The sequence below is a fragment of the Paenibacillus sp. PAMC21692 genome (genome assembly GCF_014303795.1).
Taxonomy (GTDB): Bacteria; Bacillota; Bacilli; order Paenibacillales; family Paenibacillaceae; genus Pristimantibacillus; species Pristimantibacillus agaridevorans.
In genome coordinates, this window is record NZ_CP060293.1 from 2,777,047 (window position 1) to 2,792,046 (window position 15,000).

The 15,000-nt window shown below is 48.9% G+C and carries 17 protein-coding genes; 16 read left to right on the forward strand and 1 reads right to left on the reverse strand.

Annotated features, from left to right (window positions below; all coding sequences use genetic code 11):
• Nucleotides 1-237 precede the first annotated feature (237 nt).
• Together H7F31_RS10955 and H7F31_RS10960 are read left to right on the forward strand one after the other, a co-directional pair.
• Nucleotides 238-438, forward strand: coding sequence for a copper ion binding protein (locus tag H7F31_RS10955; RefSeq protein WP_187104203.1), 201 nt, complete (start codon nucleotides 238-240; stop codon nucleotides 436-438).
• 464 nt (nucleotides 439-902) lie between these two features.
• Nucleotides 903-1,754 (forward strand): DUF421 domain-containing protein, encoded by an 852-nt coding sequence (locus H7F31_RS10960; protein WP_187104204.1) that lies wholly within the window; start codon nucleotides 903-905, stop codon nucleotides 1,752-1,754.
• A 76-nt stretch (nucleotides 1,755-1,830) separates the two neighbouring features.
• On the opposite strand, the gene H7F31_RS10965 is transcribed toward H7F31_RS10960, so the two are convergent.
• The gene (locus H7F31_RS10965; protein WP_187104205.1) at nucleotides 1,831-2,577 is read right to left on the reverse strand and encodes a hypothetical protein; all 747 of its coding nucleotides are present in this window, start codon (nucleotides 2,575-2,577) and stop codon (nucleotides 1,831-1,833) included.
• 366 nt (nucleotides 2,578-2,943) lie between these two features.
• Here H7F31_RS10965 and coxB point away from each other — a divergent pair, with 366 nt between their 5' ends.
• The 14 genes from coxB to H7F31_RS11035 all read left to right on the forward strand — a co-directional run bounded on the left by coxB (nucleotide 2,944) and on the right by H7F31_RS11035 (nucleotide 14,522).
• A complete protein-coding gene (gene coxB / locus H7F31_RS10970) occupies nucleotides 2,944-3,999 on the forward strand; it encodes a cytochrome c oxidase subunit II (RefSeq protein WP_087566177.1) in 1,056 nt (351 codons plus the stop codon).
• 11 nt (nucleotides 4,000-4,010) lie between these two features.
• The gene (gene ctaD, locus H7F31_RS10975; RefSeq protein ID WP_261800376.1) at nucleotides 4,011-5,912 is read left to right on the forward strand and encodes a cytochrome c oxidase subunit I; all 1,902 of its coding nucleotides are present in this window, start codon (nucleotides 4,011-4,013) and stop codon (nucleotides 5,910-5,912) included.
• Complete coding sequence (locus tag H7F31_RS10980) at nucleotides 5,909-6,526, forward strand: cytochrome (ubi)quinol oxidase subunit III (RefSeq protein WP_187104206.1); 618 nt, start codon at nucleotides 5,909-5,911, stop codon at nucleotides 6,524-6,526. Before ctaD ends, H7F31_RS10980 begins: the two co-directional genes overlap by 4 nt.
• Nucleotides 6,527-6,530: 4 nt before the next feature.
• Nucleotides 6,531-6,848, forward strand: a complete 318-nt coding sequence (locus H7F31_RS10985; protein ID WP_187104207.1) for a cytochrome C oxidase subunit IV family protein — start codon at nucleotides 6,531-6,533, stop codon at nucleotides 6,846-6,848.
• Nucleotides 6,849-6,973: 125 nt separating this feature from the next.
• Entirely contained in the window at nucleotides 6,974-7,882 is a 909-nt protein-coding gene (gene ctaG / locus H7F31_RS10990) for a cytochrome c oxidase assembly factor CtaG (RefSeq protein ID WP_187104208.1), read from the forward strand.
• Nucleotides 7,883-7,944: 62 nt separating this feature from the next.
• On the forward strand, nucleotides 7,945-8,406 hold the full coding sequence (locus tag H7F31_RS10995; RefSeq protein WP_187104209.1) for a DUF420 domain-containing protein: 462 nt from the start codon (nucleotides 7,945-7,947) through the stop codon (nucleotides 8,404-8,406).
• A 6-nt stretch (nucleotides 8,407-8,412) separates the two neighbouring features.
• Nucleotides 8,413-8,562 (forward strand): hypothetical protein, encoded by a 150-nt coding sequence (locus H7F31_RS11000; RefSeq protein WP_187104210.1) that lies wholly within the window; start codon nucleotides 8,413-8,415, stop codon nucleotides 8,560-8,562.
• Nucleotides 8,563-8,569: 7 nt separating this feature from the next.
• A complete protein-coding gene (locus H7F31_RS11005) occupies nucleotides 8,570-9,472 on the forward strand; it encodes an acyltransferase (protein ID WP_187104211.1) in 903 nt (300 codons plus the stop codon).
• 217 nt (nucleotides 9,473-9,689) lie between these two features.
• Entirely contained in the window at nucleotides 9,690-10,412 is a 723-nt protein-coding gene (locus H7F31_RS11010) for a hypothetical protein (protein WP_187104212.1), read from the forward strand.
• A gap of 23 nt (nucleotides 10,413-10,435) precedes the next feature.
• Nucleotides 10,436-10,840, forward strand: a complete 405-nt coding sequence (locus tag H7F31_RS11015) for a GntR family transcriptional regulator (protein ID WP_108996009.1) — start codon at nucleotides 10,436-10,438, stop codon at nucleotides 10,838-10,840.
• The gene (locus H7F31_RS11020) at nucleotides 10,837-11,781 is read left to right on the forward strand and encodes an ABC transporter ATP-binding protein (RefSeq protein WP_187104213.1); all 945 of its coding nucleotides are present in this window, start codon (nucleotides 10,837-10,839) and stop codon (nucleotides 11,779-11,781) included. Before H7F31_RS11015 ends, H7F31_RS11020 begins: the two co-directional genes overlap by 4 nt.
• A complete protein-coding gene (locus H7F31_RS11025; protein WP_108996007.1) occupies nucleotides 11,778-12,680 on the forward strand; it encodes an ABC transporter ATP-binding protein in 903 nt (300 codons plus the stop codon). The genes H7F31_RS11020 and H7F31_RS11025 overlap by 4 nt, the downstream gene beginning before the upstream one ends.
• Nucleotides 12,673-13,980 carry an ABC transporter permease gene (locus H7F31_RS11030; RefSeq protein WP_187104214.1) on the forward strand — a complete coding sequence of 436 codons (1,308 nt, stop codon included), beginning with the start codon at nucleotides 12,673-12,675 and terminating at the stop codon, nucleotides 13,978-13,980. The genes H7F31_RS11025 and H7F31_RS11030 overlap by 8 nt, the downstream gene beginning before the upstream one ends.
• Before the next feature lie 59 nt (nucleotides 13,981-14,039).
• Nucleotides 14,040-14,522, forward strand: coding sequence for a small multi-drug export protein (locus H7F31_RS11035; RefSeq protein WP_187104215.1), 483 nt, complete (start codon nucleotides 14,040-14,042; stop codon nucleotides 14,520-14,522).
• The last annotated feature ends 478 nt before the right edge of the window (nucleotides 14,523-15,000 follow it).

Consider the following 15,000-nt stretch of genomic DNA (forward strand, 5'->3'; position numbering starts at 1 on the left):
TCGAAAAAACGCTTACAAGATGATCGTAGCATATACGAAGTAAGATGAATAGGGGAGACGAAAGAACGACTTTACATACCCTTGGGGGGTATGATAACATAATGGATAGAAAGGCATACCCCGGGGTGGTATTGTAAGGGGCGTAGTGGAGCGGATTCAGGCAGGCGAGGACGAAGCGATCGATAAGCTGCTGGTTACGGTCAACATTTAATGAAACCATTATGGAGGATGATAACAATGGCAAACGTTGTATTGAAAGTAGAAGGCATGAGCTGCGGTCATTGCGTGAGTTCGGTAGAGAAAGCGGTAAGCGAAGTTGGCGCGAACGGCCAGGTCAGCCTGGCGGACAAGAAAGTAACGGTGGAGTATGATGAAGCCAAAGTAAGCCTGGATGCCATTAAGGCGGCAATCGAAGAACAAGGATACGATGTGGGGTAACGGAAGGGATAAATAAAATAATAGCCGAGAATTGGACAGGGCTGCCCTGTCGGCGACAATCGTCGCCGGCCAGGCAGCCCTTAATTGCATATATTTAACCTGCCATGTCCTTAATCAGGAAGGCATATTATCCCCGCAGCTTATCGTAAACAGCATGTGCATCACAGTTGTTTGTGCGTCTTATTTTTCCCAAAACAACGAAAGCCCTACCTCTCTTCCGTCCTTGCGGCTCCATTGACCGCGCCAGTGTGAATCAGAAAAACAGTTGAAACATGAGCCTAGATTCGTTAGTCAAGATGATCAAATACAGAGGGTATAGTTGATTCTTACTGGGGATCTATAGGGGTTAAATATTACATTCCTATTATCATATCATCACGAGTGGAATAATGCAAGTGAAAGCTGCCCCGAGAATGACATTGGCTTAGTTGGACATCATAGGATGATGAGAGGGGGATTAAGACATGCCGGATTGGATCGAAATTATCGTTCGAACGCTGGCTGCCATCACGATTCTGTTCTTGATGACGAAGGTGCTTGGCAAACGTCAAATATCGGAGTTGTCTCTGTTCGAGTACATTACGGGCATCTCAATCGGCAATATTGCCGCCTACATTTCATTAGACCTGGATGAACTATGGTATCTTGGGATTGTCTCGCTGCTCGTATGGGTAAGCGCATCTGTTGGCATAGAATATTTGACTATGAAGAACAAGAAGGCAAGAGACATCGTAGATGGCAAGGGCAGGGTGCTGATCAAGGACGGCAAATTGTTGAAGGAGCAACTGAAGAAGGAAAGGCTAACCTTGGACGAGCTTTTGGAGCAGCTTAGAAGCAAGGATGTCTATCGCGTGGCGGATGTCGAATTCGCCGTAATGGAGTCAAGCGGAGAGCTTAATGTATTAATGAAGAAACAGTATCAGCCCATCACCCCGGATATGCTGGGATGGAAGATGGCGGAGGAGAAGCCGCCGCATACGCTTGTCATGGATGGCATCGTATTAGAGAAGGAATTGGAGTTATCGGGCGTAACGAGGGATTGGCTGCGTCATAAGATGAGTCAGCAGAAGCTGAAGCTGGAGGAAGTATTGCTGGCACAGTTGGACAGTGACGGCATTACGCTTCATATTCAGATGGTCGATGGACGAAGTTTTCCTCAAAATCAAGCGGAGAAACCTGCCGATCGAATACGCCAAATGACCGCTCAACTTGAGGAGGAACTAAAGCGGCTGGAGCACGGCGCTCGCAACGAAGCAGACAGGCAAGCCTATCGCTCCGCGCTCGACCGCCTTCAAACGGGGTTGAATGGGAAGTAACCGCCGCAAAAAAGCATACGAGGAGCTCCCATACCATGGAAGGCTCCTCGTGTTTCTTCTATAATAAATGTTACGATTAGCGTCTGTTGAACTTGCGCAGCTGCCAATCCTGCGGCGAGTAGTGACCGGGTTCCGTAATAGGGGCGGGACGTTCCGCAGCACCGTCGAATTCGTATTGAACAACTTTGTTGAAGGTGTCGACCAAAGGCGTTAACGATCGGCTGGCCCATGCTTCCGATGCGAAACGAACAAAATAATTGTTGAACTCCATATTGGCGGAAATATGAACCTCCTGGATCATAGGGGATTCTTCGCGAATGCCCTTCGCAATCGTCTGCTTCAATTCATTGGACAAGTTCTGGTGGTCCATAACGGTAAAGAAGGAATTATACGGAGTCACGATAGTGTAAGGATTGCTGTAAGGCGAACCGGAATCGGCATTGTATACGCCGCCGTTGGAGCCGGTATTATTTTGCTCGTCCGTACCGCCCTTCGCTTTCGTACCCGCTGCAGACCAATCCAATAAAATCGCTACATAAGCGTTTTTGTCCGTCAGCATAACAATCCCATTCGCTACGCCATTGAGCGAGCCGATCTTGTTCGACAGCATGGAGCTGTATTCGAAAAAGGCATTGTCATGCTGCCCCGCGTCGGTATTCGTGGACCCATACGCCTTCAGTCCCTGCATCTTGGGATCTCCGGGCTTCCTGCTTCCATAGTCCGAGTCGGAATGCTGCATAGACTTCTTGTAGCCGCAAGCCGAAACGGCAATGACCAAGAGCAAGGACAACAGGATAAAACCGGCCCGTCGCATCATCGTCATTGGCTTACCTCCAATCCTAATTGGGATGATGTTAGTGTCCGTTCCCGCGAGGTAAAACATACGCCTTAGGAAGGCATACATAAATGACCATGGGTTTGGTGCACAATGAAAGGTAAACGAAGCGTTAAAGCACGGCTGCAAATACCGCCGCAATAGCCCGAAAGAGCGCTAAAATATCCGTTTTTGACAGCTTTGAGAACAATTTGTGAACTCTCTGTGGAACATTGACAAAAGAGAGCGTCAACTTTATATTTAATAAAGTGTTTAAAGTTGCACGAGATGTAACAACAGCTGTGAAACACGCAGCAGGCCGCTTGCCACGTGAAAAAATGGCCGCTGCGAAAACGTCAAAAGTGGGGTTGATTAATGATGAATCGGTGGCAATTTGTAAGACGGCTGGCACCGCTGATGGCCATGATGGCATTGGTGCTTGCGGCATGCGGACGAGAAGACTTGTCTACGCTGAATCCTCAAGGGCCGGTAGCGGAAGAGCAATTCGGATTGATGAAGACGGCGATTATCATTATGGGCATCGTTGTTGTTGTCGTATTCGCCCTTGCTTTGTATGTCATTATCCGGTTCCGCAGACGTTCGGGAGACAAGACCATTCCTAAGCAGGTAGAGGGTAGCCACAAACTTGAGGTTATCTGGACCGTCATTCCGATCATCTTGCTCGTGATCCTGGCCGTTCCTACTTTGCAATCGGTGTTTAACTTGTCCAAGGATTACAGCAATGACCCTGATGCAGTTAAAGTCATCGTGACTTCTCATCAGTACTGGTGGGAGTTCGAGTATCCGGAGTTAGGCATCAAGACTGCGCAGGAGCTGGTCATTCCAACCGGCAAGACGATCGCAATCGAAGCGAAGACGGCTGACGTGATTCACTCCTTCTGGGTTCCGTCGCTGGCAGGCAAGATCGATACGAATCCAAGCGGCAATGAGAACCATATGTATTTCTCCGCGCCGAAAGAAGGCGTTTACTTGGGTAAATGCGCCGAATTGTGCGGACCATCCCATGGTCTGATGGATTTTAAAGTAAAATCCGTCGATGGCGCGGCGTTCGACCGCTGGGCAGCAGCGATCAAAGAGCCCGTTGCTCTTCCATCCGACCCGGCGATAGCAGAAGTGTTCCAAAGCAAATGCCTGGTATGCCATGCAATTGGCGACTTGGGCGTACAAGCTTATCCGAACCTGTCTGGCATTGCAAGCCGCAATAGCGTCGGTGGTATTCTTGTCAACGTAGAAGCTGATGATAAGCAATACAAACACGAAGATACTGTATATAACAATCTCTATAATTGGATCAAGGATCCAGAGGCGGTTAAGCCCGGCAATCTGATGTCGAACCGATACGAGTTGACCGAGGATGAGCTGGAAGGGATTGCACAATACTTGTCTGAGTTAACGTTAGATTACGAATAATATCATCAGCGATGAAGGAGGCGCCTACCTTGGCTCATGCACATGCAGTCAAACGTTACAGCGGTCTTATGGACTGGCTTACAACGGTTGACCATAAGAAAATCGGTATTTTGTATTTGATAGCAGGGGGATTCTTTTTTCTCGTCGGCGGACTTGAAGCGATCCTGATCCGGATTCAGCTATGGGCTCCGCAAAATGATTTCGTTGGAGCGGATACATACAACGAATTGATTACGATGCACGGCACAACCATGATCTTCCTTGCGGCGATGCCGCTCCTGTTCGCCTTTATGAACGCGGTCGTGCCGCTTCAGATCGGCGCGCGGGACGTCGCATTTCCGTTCGTGAATTCATTAGGCTTTTGGACATTTTTCTTCGGCGGCTTGCTGCTCAATGTCAGCTGGATCGTCGGCGATGTGCCAGACGCGGGTTGGACGGCGTATGCGCCGCTGGCAGGAACCACCTATAGTAATGATCATGGTATGGATTATTACGTATTAGGCCTGCAGATTGCCGGTATTGGTACTTTGATCGGCGGTATCAACTTTCTTGTAACGATTATCAACATGCGTGCACCTGGCATGACATTTATGCGGATGCCATTGTTCACTTGGACGGCATTTATTACGTCCGCATTGATCCTGTTCGCATTCCCTGCTCTTACTGTCGGTCTTGCGGCCTTGATGTTCGATCGGTTGTTCAGCGCGAATTTCTTCGATCCTACAGCAGGCGGCAACGCAGTTTTGTGGGAGCATATTTTCTGGATTTTCGGGCATCCTGAGGTATACATCCTCATTCTGCCGGCCTTCGGTATTATCTCCGAGGTTATCAGTACGTTTTCGCGCAAGCGTCTGTTCGGCTACAGCTCCATGGTATTCGCGACGATTTTGATCGGTTTCCTGGGCTTCATGGTATGGGCGCATCATATGTTTACTACAGGTCTTGGTCCCGTTGCGAACGCGTTGTTCTCTATTGCAACGATGTTGATTGCCGTTCCGACAGGCATCAAAATCTTTAACTGGCTGTTTACGATGTGGGGCGGTTCCATCAAATTTACATCCGCCAACCTGTATGCGGTCGGATTCGTACCAACTTTCGTTATGGGCGGCGTTACGGGCGTCATGCTGGCATCGGCTCCTGCCGACTTCCAGTATCATGATACCTACTTCGTCGTAGCGCATTTCCACTACGTTATCGTAGGCGGTCTGGTATTGGGTATCTTCGCAGGCTTGCATTACTGGTGGCCTAAGATGTTCGGACGGGTGTTAAACGAAACGCTCGGCAAGATCACATTCTGGACATTCTTTATCGGCTTCCACTTGACATTCTTCATTCAGCACTTCTTGGGCTTGCTCGGGATGCCGCGTCGGATCTGGCAGTACCTGGATGGCATCGGCTTTAACGAGATGAACATGATTAGTACGGTCGGCGCTTTACTGATGGGCGTAGGCACAATCTTGTTCCTGATGAACGTTGTAGTAACAATGGCTAAACCTAAAAATGCGCCAGCAGATCCTTGGGAAGACGGCCGTACGTTGGAGTGGACGATTCCGTCGCCTCCGCCAGAGTACAACTTCGCCCAAACTCCGCTTGTTCGCGGTTATGATGCGTATTGGAAAGAGAAGATGGAAGGCCACAAAGGCATGACGCCTGCGGAGCCGATCGGTCCGATTCATATGCCGTCTCCATCGATTCTGCCTTTCTTTATGGGTGTTGGCTTGTTTGTTGCAGGCTTCGGTTTCATGTACGCTCCGGATTGGGGTTACATTGGAGAACTTAAGACGGGACACTTCATCGGTATAATTGGCCTTGCCACTACATTGTTGTGTATGGTGCTTCGGTCCATGATCGATGACCACGGCTTCCATATCGAAGAAGACGAAATTCTGAAGGACTTGGGGGGGAAAGCATGAGTGCACATACGCATGTAGAAGGGCAATTGCCCCATGAGCCGGAGAAGGCTACCCTCGAGGGACGCAATAAAGTATTAGGTTTCTGGTTATTCCTCGGCGGCGAGACCGTTCTCTTCGGCACTTTGTTCGCGGCGTACCTGTCGCTTCGGGATCAAGTGCTCGAAGGACCTACCGCCAATCATTTGTTCGATCTCATGTTGGTTGCTATTGCGACAGCGATCCTGCTTACATCCAGCTTGACAAGCGTGTTCGCGATTCAAGCGATGCACCAGAAAAATGTAAAAAGCTTGATTGGCTGGTTGATCGTAACGGTAGTCTTGGGCGCCTCGTTCCTGGGGCTTGAGATTTACGAGTTCTACCACTATGTTCACGAAGGTCACGGCTTCACGACAAGCGCGTTCAGCTCTTCTTTCTACACGCTGGTCGGCTTCCACGGCGCGCACGTATTGTTCGGTATTGTGTGGATCACGCTTCTGATCATCCAATTGTCCCGCAAGGGACTAACGGTTGTAACGGCGCCTAAGGTATATGTAGCCGGGATGTACTGGCACTTTATCGACGTTGTATGGGTATTCATCTTCACGGTTGTCTACCTGATGGGAAAGGTGGTTTAACGGTATGGCAAGCAATCACGGAGCCGCTGAGCAAAGCACCAAACATCACAAGGTTGAAGGTCCCAAAAAACATGTCGTTGCGTTTATCTTCTCGATTCTGCTGACTTTTATCGCATTTGCGACTGTGATCAGCGGAGAAATTAACAAAGACTTTATCTATGTTATTTTAATGGGTACGGCTTTCCTTCAAGTTTTCGTGCAGATGGCATTCTGGATGCACATGAAGGATCGCGGCCACACATTCGCGATTATCGGCATTCTGTTCGGTGTAGTCATCGTCTTTACAGCTGTGATCATGGCAGAATATTGGGTTTGGTGGTAATCGTAACTCCGGACCGATAAGAATTGAAGAGAGGAGGGTCCCAGTCAGCGGGTCCCTCTTCTTTCCGTAAGATTGGCATTTCTTGCCGTCCGGGTATGCTGTACAGGAGAAAGGAGCCTTCCAAGATGTTTGGCTTAAACGAATACTTCACTTTTGAGCAACTATGGTCGCCCATGTTTCTATTCGGAGTTATTGCGGTGGTCATTCTGTATTTCTATTTGATAGGACCTTGGAGAGAGAAACATTTTCCGCAGGAGCCGACTGCGACGACGCTTCAGAAGATGCTGTTTATCGGAGCCGCGTTATTATTTTATTTGGCGCAGGGCGGTCCTCTTAGCTTAATGGGTCACTTGACGTTTACCTATCATATGGTGAATATGGCCATTTCGTATTTGATTGTTCCCCCGATGGTCCTGCTTGCGCTGCCGGCTTTTTTATGGAGGAGAATGTTTGGAGCCCCATTTTGGAAGAAGCTCTCCTTCTTGATGCACCCGATCTCCACTCTCGTTTTGTTTAATATGTTATTCTCGCTGTACCATGTACCGCTGATCCATGATTATGTGATGACGAACTTCACGGTTCATCGTCTATATTACGCAGCTCTGTTCCTTACATCGTTTATGATGTGGTGGCAAGTCGCTTGTCCTGTTCCGGAGTGGTCAAAATTAAGCGATCTCAAACGAATGGCCTACGTATTCGCCAATGGGGTATTGCTTACGCCAGCATGCGCGCTTATTATCTTCTCGCCTGGTGACTTGTACGCAACGTACAACGATCCAGAAGTATGGGTAAAGGCGATGGGATATTGTATCTCCGGCGATACGAGTTACTTGTTGACTCAATATGGCGGTCCGGAATTTTTTAACCTGGTTGGTTCCGAGAATGACCAGCAATTGGGCGGGATCGTCATGAAGCTTGTTCAAGAGCTGATGTACGGCCTCATTTTGGCGTATATCTTTAAGCAATGGTTCAAGCGCGAGCATACGGAAGACGATGATTTGCCGAATCCTAATCCGAATCCAGGCGCGGTTTAAGGACCTCTCCGGAGGTCCCATTATCAAATCCTATTGACTATTGACGCATGGAGTGGATGACAGTGGACTTGAATATTTTAATGCCGACCGTCAGCACCTTTTTTATCGTCTTGAGTGCGACGCTCGTGGCATTTGGTTGGCGGCTTGCGGTTAAGCGCAAGCTCGAGCAGCATCAAAAGATGATGGTGTGTGCAGCGATCGCGGCCATTTTGTTTTTTATTATTTATGCCTCGAGAACCTTTATTATTGGCAGTACGCCATATAACGGGCCCGATGGCCTTAAGCCTTATTATCTGGTATTTTTGCTGTTCCATATCACGCTGGCAACAGTGGCTGCCGTATTCGGCATAACGACGATCGTACTCGGCTACAAAAAGAAGTTTGCGAGACATCGTAAGCTGGGCCGATTTACTTCGATTATCTGGTTTATTACGGCCATTACAGGCACAGCTGTCTATTCGATTCTGTACGTGCTTTATCCGGCGGCCGATGCAAAGCCGTTATTCGAAGCGATCTTCGGTTAAAGGGCTATGTCAAACAAAAAAGCCAATATTGTCGAGATTCATATCGTGCGCGCCATTGCAATCATTGCCGTTGTATTGATCCACGCGACAGCTACGCCCCGTACGGAGATACCATGGGGGCAGCCTGTCGGCCCCTTTCTATTATGTCGCGAATAGTTTAAGCATGTTCGCCGTACCGCTGTTTCTCATGCTGAGCGGCCTGGTGCTGTTCTATCGTTATCATGACGACTGGAGTATGGGACAGGCTCTGGCCTTCTATAAGAAACGGCTTAAGTATATCGTAATTCCCTATGTGGTCTGGTCTGTGTTCTATTATTTTTTTAATCGCATCGCCTACAGCCATCCGCTCGAATTCGATCCCGTGCTGTTCCTCAAGATGTTATTGTGGGGAGACGCGAACTATCACTTGTATTTCATGTCGATTATTATTCAGCTGTACTTGATATTCCCATTGCTGATGGGAATCGTACAATGGCTTAAGCTTAAGGCATGGCATATGGCAGTGCTGGCTATCCTGATCCAAAGCGTGTTCCTGTACATCCATCATGAAGTGTATTTGTTCGAACATAAGGCGACATTGATTTGGAATTATTTCGCTGTATTCGGCATCGGAGCCGCAATTGGAATGCGCTACGGCAAGTTCGCCGAACGCTGGAGACATGTGGCATGGACTGGACCGCTGGCCATACTGGTCGGGTTCATGTATTTGTTATTCGTGTTCTCGTCGCAAGCCGGAGCGATCTACCCGACGTCTGTTTACGCGATTACGTACAGCCTTTATACTGTGTTAATCGGGATCAGTCTTATCTGGGGCGGCAAAATAATGGTGGAGCAAAAGGCCCGTATTCTCCCCTTACTGATGGCCTTGGGATCAGCCTCATTCGGGATCTACTTCATTCATCCGGCGATCCAGACGGTCATGGGCAAGCTGTTTAAACAGGAGCTTGGCAGCGCCTACTACCATGTATATGTCATCTCGCTTCTTGTCACGATGCTTGGACTATCGTTTGCCATTGTCCATCTCACAAGAAAGATCAAGCTGTCCTGGCTGCTTTGGGGCAAATAAAAATGCCGCTAAATCCTTTATTTTGGTCGTTGCAAACGACTGGAGTAGAGGTTTTTTTGTTGTGTACAAAGAATTTTAGTTTTTTCGTCCCGTCGCTTGACATCCACTGTTACTATGAATATACTGTGTATATAGATATATACAGTATATAAACACAGTCGCTTGAGCGGCATTTTTAGCAGTTAGAATGATGTTGGGTTCGGGAGGCAAGAGAATCATGGGGAAATGGAAGGGCGCTTGGTTCTTGGTAAGAAGCGAGTTGTTGTGGGCAAGATGGAAGTTCATCATGCCGGTGCTGTTCGTCGGAGTGATGCTATTGTTCATGGTGCCGTTCTTCAGTGACGGGCTGAACGGGGAAGCAGCAGTATTCTCCTACTGGGGTATCGACTTGTATGCGCTGCTGTTGTTTCCCTGTCTGGGAATGATGGGGACGCAGGCTAACTTTTACTGGAAGACGGATATGTATACGAAGAAGCTCGAAGTTTGGAGGACATTGCCGATATCGCTGGGGCAGATCGCACTAGGCAAGTTCTTGCTTTACCTGACGGTGTCGCTGCCGTGCATGATCCTGTTTTTTACCGGCTTTTATTTCAGCGTTCATTTCATGAATCCCAGCTTCGAGTTTCAAGCGTTCTTGCAATTTGCGATCTTCTGGATATTCTACACGATGGTTGCGGGTTTCTTGTACTTGTACGTAGAGATTGGCTACAAAGGGAAAACCTACTTCTGGTATTGCATGCTGCTTACTTTCGGAGCGATCGGAGCGTTGGTCAGTATTACGATATGGTCGAAGGAAAGCGTGTTGGTCAACAGCTACAATACGGTGCTTAACGGAGGATGGTGGCTGCCGACCGGGGCAATTGCGGTCTCGGCCGTCTGCATCCCGCTAGGACTTCGCAGCATCGAGAAAAGATTAAGAAAGCGCGACTTATCCAAGTGAAGGAAAAAGGCGGGTGAAATCAAGTGAGGCTGCCCATCCAAATTAACGAACAAAGCGCGGAACCGTTGTATCATCAAATAAAAGTCCAACTTAGAGCGCTTATTGTAAGCGGCCAGCTTGAAGAAGACACCTTGTTGCCTTCCATCCGGGAACTGGCCCAGACAGTCAAATGCAGCGTCATTACCGTCAAGCGGGTGTACAGCGATCTGGAGACGGAGGGACTGCTCCGAACGCGGCAAGGCACCGGCACTTATGTGGCCAAGGTCGGCGAACAGGAGCGCGACAAACATCGGTTGTCCGTCGTAATCGAAGCGCTGGACCAAGCCGTCGCAGCCGGCAAGCGGGTGCAATGCTCGGAGGAGGAGCTCGAAGGGCTGTTCCGCGAAGCGGTACGCAAACATTACGATCCGGGAGGAGAACAATCATGAGCGATTGGAAGGCGGAAACCGCGATTTCATTTAAAAACGTATCGGTGCGGAAATCGGATTTCGTGCTGGGGCCGACAACGCTGGACATTCCAAGCGGTTATATTACCGCCATCGTCGGACCGAACGGAAGCGGCAAAAGCACGTTGTTCCGCATGGCGCTGGATCTGGCAAAGCCCGATCATGGCAAAGTGACGGTACTTGGCCAAGAAATCGGCAGCGGCGACGATGATGCGCTCAAGCAGCGTATCGGTTATGTCCCCGAGGAGCCCTATGCTCATGAGTCGAGGCTCAAGGGCAGCGACAAGGCAAAGATCAACGGCTTCTGGTACAAGGGATGGGATCTGTTCCGCTATCAAGAGCTGCTTCGTATTCTTCAGGTTAATGATCATCAGCTGCTTGGCAATATGTCCAAGGGAATGAGAAGGAAGACGGAGTTGGCGCTCGCGCTGGCTCACAACCCGGAGCTGCTGCTGCTCGACGAACCTTCTTCCGGACTTGATCCGTTGGCCTGGAAGATAATGATCGATCTGTTGCACCGCCATATGGATCAAGGCGACCGCACCATATTAATGACGAGCCATATCGTGGACGAAGTGAAACGGCTGGCGGATTTCATCGTATTTATGGCGCAAGGCAAGGTGCTGGGCTTCTACGAGAAAGACGAATTATTTAGCAGTTGGTTCACTTATTATGTCAGCGGCGAAGGGATCGAAGCCAGGGATCTGGCCGATATGCCTGGTCAAACCGGCATTGAGTTCGCGGGATTGAACACGTTTCGCGTCACGACAGGCAAAGCGCAGGTTGCCGAAGCCTGGTGTGCGGATGCCGGACTTACTGTCGTAAGCAAATCCGCGATGGAACTGGATGAAATTATGGCGGCTCTGCTGCACGGCATCGGGCTGGACACAAAAGCAAACGAAGCGAGGGGATTGAGAAGATGAAGCCATTAGTGGTCGAGAACGTAACGAAGCAATACGCGGACAAAACGGCGGTAAACAACAACTCATTCGAAGTGGGCGAAGGCGAAATCTACGGCTTGCTCGGCGCAAACGGCGCCGGCAAAACGACGACGATGCGGATGGTGCTGGGACTGATCTTTCCCGACGAAGGAAAGATTTTGTACAACGGCAAACCGTACAGCAATGAACAGCTTAGCAAGCTCGGATACTTGCCCGAGGAGCGAGGCCTCTATCCAAAGGTAAAGGTAAGCGACCAGATCATTTATTTGTCCCAGCTTCGCGGCATGTCGAAAGGCGATGCCGATCGCAATCTCAAGTACTGGCTTGAGAAGTTCGAGGTTCCCGAATACTACAACAAGAAGGTCGAGGAGCTATCCAAGGGGAACCAGCAGAAAATCCAGTTCATCGCCGCGGTAAATCATAAGCCTCAGATCGTTATTATGGACGAAGCGTTCAGCGGACTTGATCCTGTTAACGTAGAGCTGTTGAAATCGACCGTCAAGGAGCTTCGGGATTCCGGTACGAGCATCTTGTTCTCGACGCACCGGATGGAGCATGTCGAGGAGCTGTGCCGCAATATTACGATTCTTCATCGCTCAAACACGGTGTTGAAGGGCAGTCTGAAGGAAATCAAAAAGCGGTTTCCGAGAGAACGTGTAATACTGGGCACGGATAATGCAATCGGCGGCATCGAAAGAATAGCCGGCGTTACCGGCGTCACGAGGACAGAGCAAGGCTACGATATTCAGATCTCGATGGAGTCGGCAGGCGCGGAAATTTTGAAGCTGGCGATGGAGCAAGCAAACGTGAACCATTTTGAAATCAAGGAACCGACGTTAAACGAAATCTTTATCCGAACGGTGGGTGATCGTCATGAATAGTTTCTGGACGGTAGTAGGGTTTACGATCCGCAATAAGGTCAAAGGCAAAGCATTTGTTATTACAACGCTTATTATCGCGCTAGTTATCAGTATCGGCATTAATCTTCCTTATATCATCGAGCAGTTCGACAAAGGCGATAAAGCAACGAATGTGGGCTACGTCCAGATGGCGGGCGAGAATATCGATAAGACGGGCGACAGCTTGAAGTCTTTCTACGAAGCTCAAGAGAATCCGAGCATTGTTATGGTGCCGTTCGAGGACCAAGGCGATGCCGCAGCCAACGAAACCATGCTAAAGAAAGCCATTGAAGATGGCGAAATCAAAGGTTATCTGGAATTCGGCACCGAGCTGACGGATAATGGATTTCCGGTTATGACTTACAAATCCGAGAAGCTGATGGAATTCAGCATGACGGAATCGCTTCAAGGCTCGTTGATCCTCATTCGCCAGGCGAACATTCTTAAGGATGCGGGACTGTCGAACGAACAAATGGCACAGTTGTCTGCGCCGATCAAAATTGATACGGTCCAAATCTATACGGGCGAAGGCGGCAATGAAGGCTCCGGGCGAACGCCTCAGGAGCAAGGCGTAAATATGGGCGTCGTCTACGTCATGATCATCTTCCTGTTTATGGCCATTATGACCTCCGGCAATATGATCGCGTCGGAAATTACGGCGGAGAAGAGCTCCCGCGTTATGGAAATTCTGATCACGAGCGTCTCGCCGCTCAAGCAGATGTTCGGCAAAATCTTCGGCATGTTCGTCGTCGTCATCATCCAGGTCGCCTTCTACATCGCGGTTATCCTGGGCAACGCGTCCATGCCGCATAACAAAGGCGCGCTTGGCAATCTCGACATCGATCTGTCGCTTGTGGATCCGCTTCTGATCATCTATGCCGTACTGTTCTTCTTTACAGGTTTCTTCCTGTTCGCGACACTGTACGCAGCAGTAGGTTCCATCGTCAGCCGGACGGAGGATCTCGGCCAAGCGGTAATGCCGATGACCTTTATCTCGCTTGCCGGCTTCTACATTGCGATTTTCAGCATCAGCACGCCGGACAGCATGCTTGTCACCGTCACATCGTACATCCCGTTGTTCTCGCCGTTTACGATGTTGCTCCGTCTGGGACTGACGGAAGTCGCGATGTGGGAGACGCTTCTCTCCTTCGGCATCCTGCTCGTCTCGATCTACGTGTCGGTATACATCTCGGCCAAGATCTATCGCACGGGCGTGCTGATGTACGGCAAACGTCCTTCGTGGAAAGAAATTCGTAAGGCTATGAAGGCTTATAAGATTTAAACATCACCCATTGTAATCGATGGCAGTAAGGGTATGACTTGGAAAAGGATGATGACAAGTTGGAACAATTTTTGCAGCAGCTGCAAGATTCAAATCCGATATTACAATTCTTTGGGGTTATGATTGTGGGAATGATCCCATTCATCGAAGGATACTTTGCAGTACCTGTAGGGATTGCGATCGGCTTCCCGGCAGTGATGACGATAGCAGCTGCAATCGTCGGAAACTGGATTTCGGTTATGGTTGTTATCCTGGCTAGTGATCGCGTTAAGCAGTGGCTGCAAAGAAGAAAAACGTCTGAACGTAAACAAGAAAAGCAAAATAAACGTCTAGAACGCGGTCAGAAGCTATTCCATAAGTATGGTGTTCCCGGAGTGTCGCTTCTAGGTCCGTTGTTGATCGGAGACCATATCGCGGCTTTGGTTTGTATCGCCTCGGGTGCATCGAAACGATATGTGATGATTTGGCAAACGATTGCCATAGTAGTATGGGCTGTTGGAATGGGGATTTTGGTGTTGTTAGGAATTAATGTTGTAAAGTAATTCCACTTCCAAGGAAACAGAAGAGAATCCTAGATTCATTGTAGCATGGATGTATCGAGGGTTCTCTTCTTTCATGTAATGTTACTATCATACTGGAGGTCGAGTGTGATGAGCGAAGATAACCAGTCGGACAACAAGCATAATCGAAGCAAAAAGTTTGCCTCAGGAATGGCGCTTGGAATTGCTATCGGGAGACGATAGTACCACGACATGAAGGCAGCCGGCTACGCGATCGGCTGCCTTTGTTCGTTGAAGTAACGGGCAGCAGTGAATAGAATATACTTTTGGCTTCTGCTAAAATATTTGTAGAAAATTTATCTGAAAGGAATGTTTACAGTAAATAGCAAAGGAATCTCGCTAGTTCAAAATTATACGTACATGTTTAAACAGGATCAACTTAAGACACTTAAAACACAGTATGAGGAAAAGGACAATTTTCACATTTATATGGTTGGTAAAAGACCTCTTATGATGTTCG

Bases quoted from the DNA above. Each gene is read 5' to 3' on its own strand.
- ctaD (WP_261800376.1), top strand. From the start codon at position 4,011: ATGAAGGAGGCGCCTACCTTGGCTCATGCACATGCAGTCAAACGTTAC.
- H7F31_RS11000 (WP_187104210.1), top strand. From the start codon at position 8,413: ATGTCAAACAAAAAAGCCAATATTGTCGAGATTCATATCGTGCGCGCC.
- ctaG (WP_187104208.1), top strand. From the start codon at position 6,974: ATGTTTGGCTTAAACGAATACTTCACTTTTGAGCAACTATGGTCGCCC.
- H7F31_RS11005 (WP_187104211.1), top strand. From the start codon at position 8,570: ATGTTCGCCGTACCGCTGTTTCTCATGCTGAGCGGCCTGGTGCTGTTC.
- H7F31_RS11030 (WP_187104214.1), top strand. From the start codon at position 12,673: ATGAATAGTTTCTGGACGGTAGTAGGGTTTACGATCCGCAATAAGGTC.
- H7F31_RS10955 (WP_187104203.1), top strand. From the start codon at position 238: ATGGCAAACGTTGTATTGAAAGTAGAAGGCATGAGCTGCGGTCATTGC.
- H7F31_RS11020 (WP_187104213.1), top strand. From the start codon at position 10,837: ATGAGCGATTGGAAGGCGGAAACCGCGATTTCATTTAAAAACGTATCG.
- H7F31_RS10985 (WP_187104207.1), top strand. From the start codon at position 6,531: ATGGCAAGCAATCACGGAGCCGCTGAGCAAAGCACCAAACATCACAAG.
- H7F31_RS10965 (WP_187104205.1), bottom strand. From the start codon at position 2,577: ATGACGATGATGCGACGGGCCGGTTTTATCCTGTTGTCCTTGCTCTTG.
- H7F31_RS10980 (WP_187104206.1), top strand. From the start codon at position 5,909: ATGAGTGCACATACGCATGTAGAAGGGCAATTGCCCCATGAGCCGGAG.
- H7F31_RS10960 (WP_187104204.1), top strand. From the start codon at position 903: ATGCCGGATTGGATCGAAATTATCGTTCGAACGCTGGCTGCCATCACG.
- H7F31_RS11025 (WP_108996007.1), top strand. From the start codon at position 11,778: ATGAAGCCATTAGTGGTCGAGAACGTAACGAAGCAATACGCGGACAAA.
- coxB (WP_087566177.1), top strand. From the start codon at position 2,944: ATGATGAATCGGTGGCAATTTGTAAGACGGCTGGCACCGCTGATGGCC.
- H7F31_RS11010 (WP_187104212.1), top strand. From the start codon at position 9,690: ATGGGGAAATGGAAGGGCGCTTGGTTCTTGGTAAGAAGCGAGTTGTTG.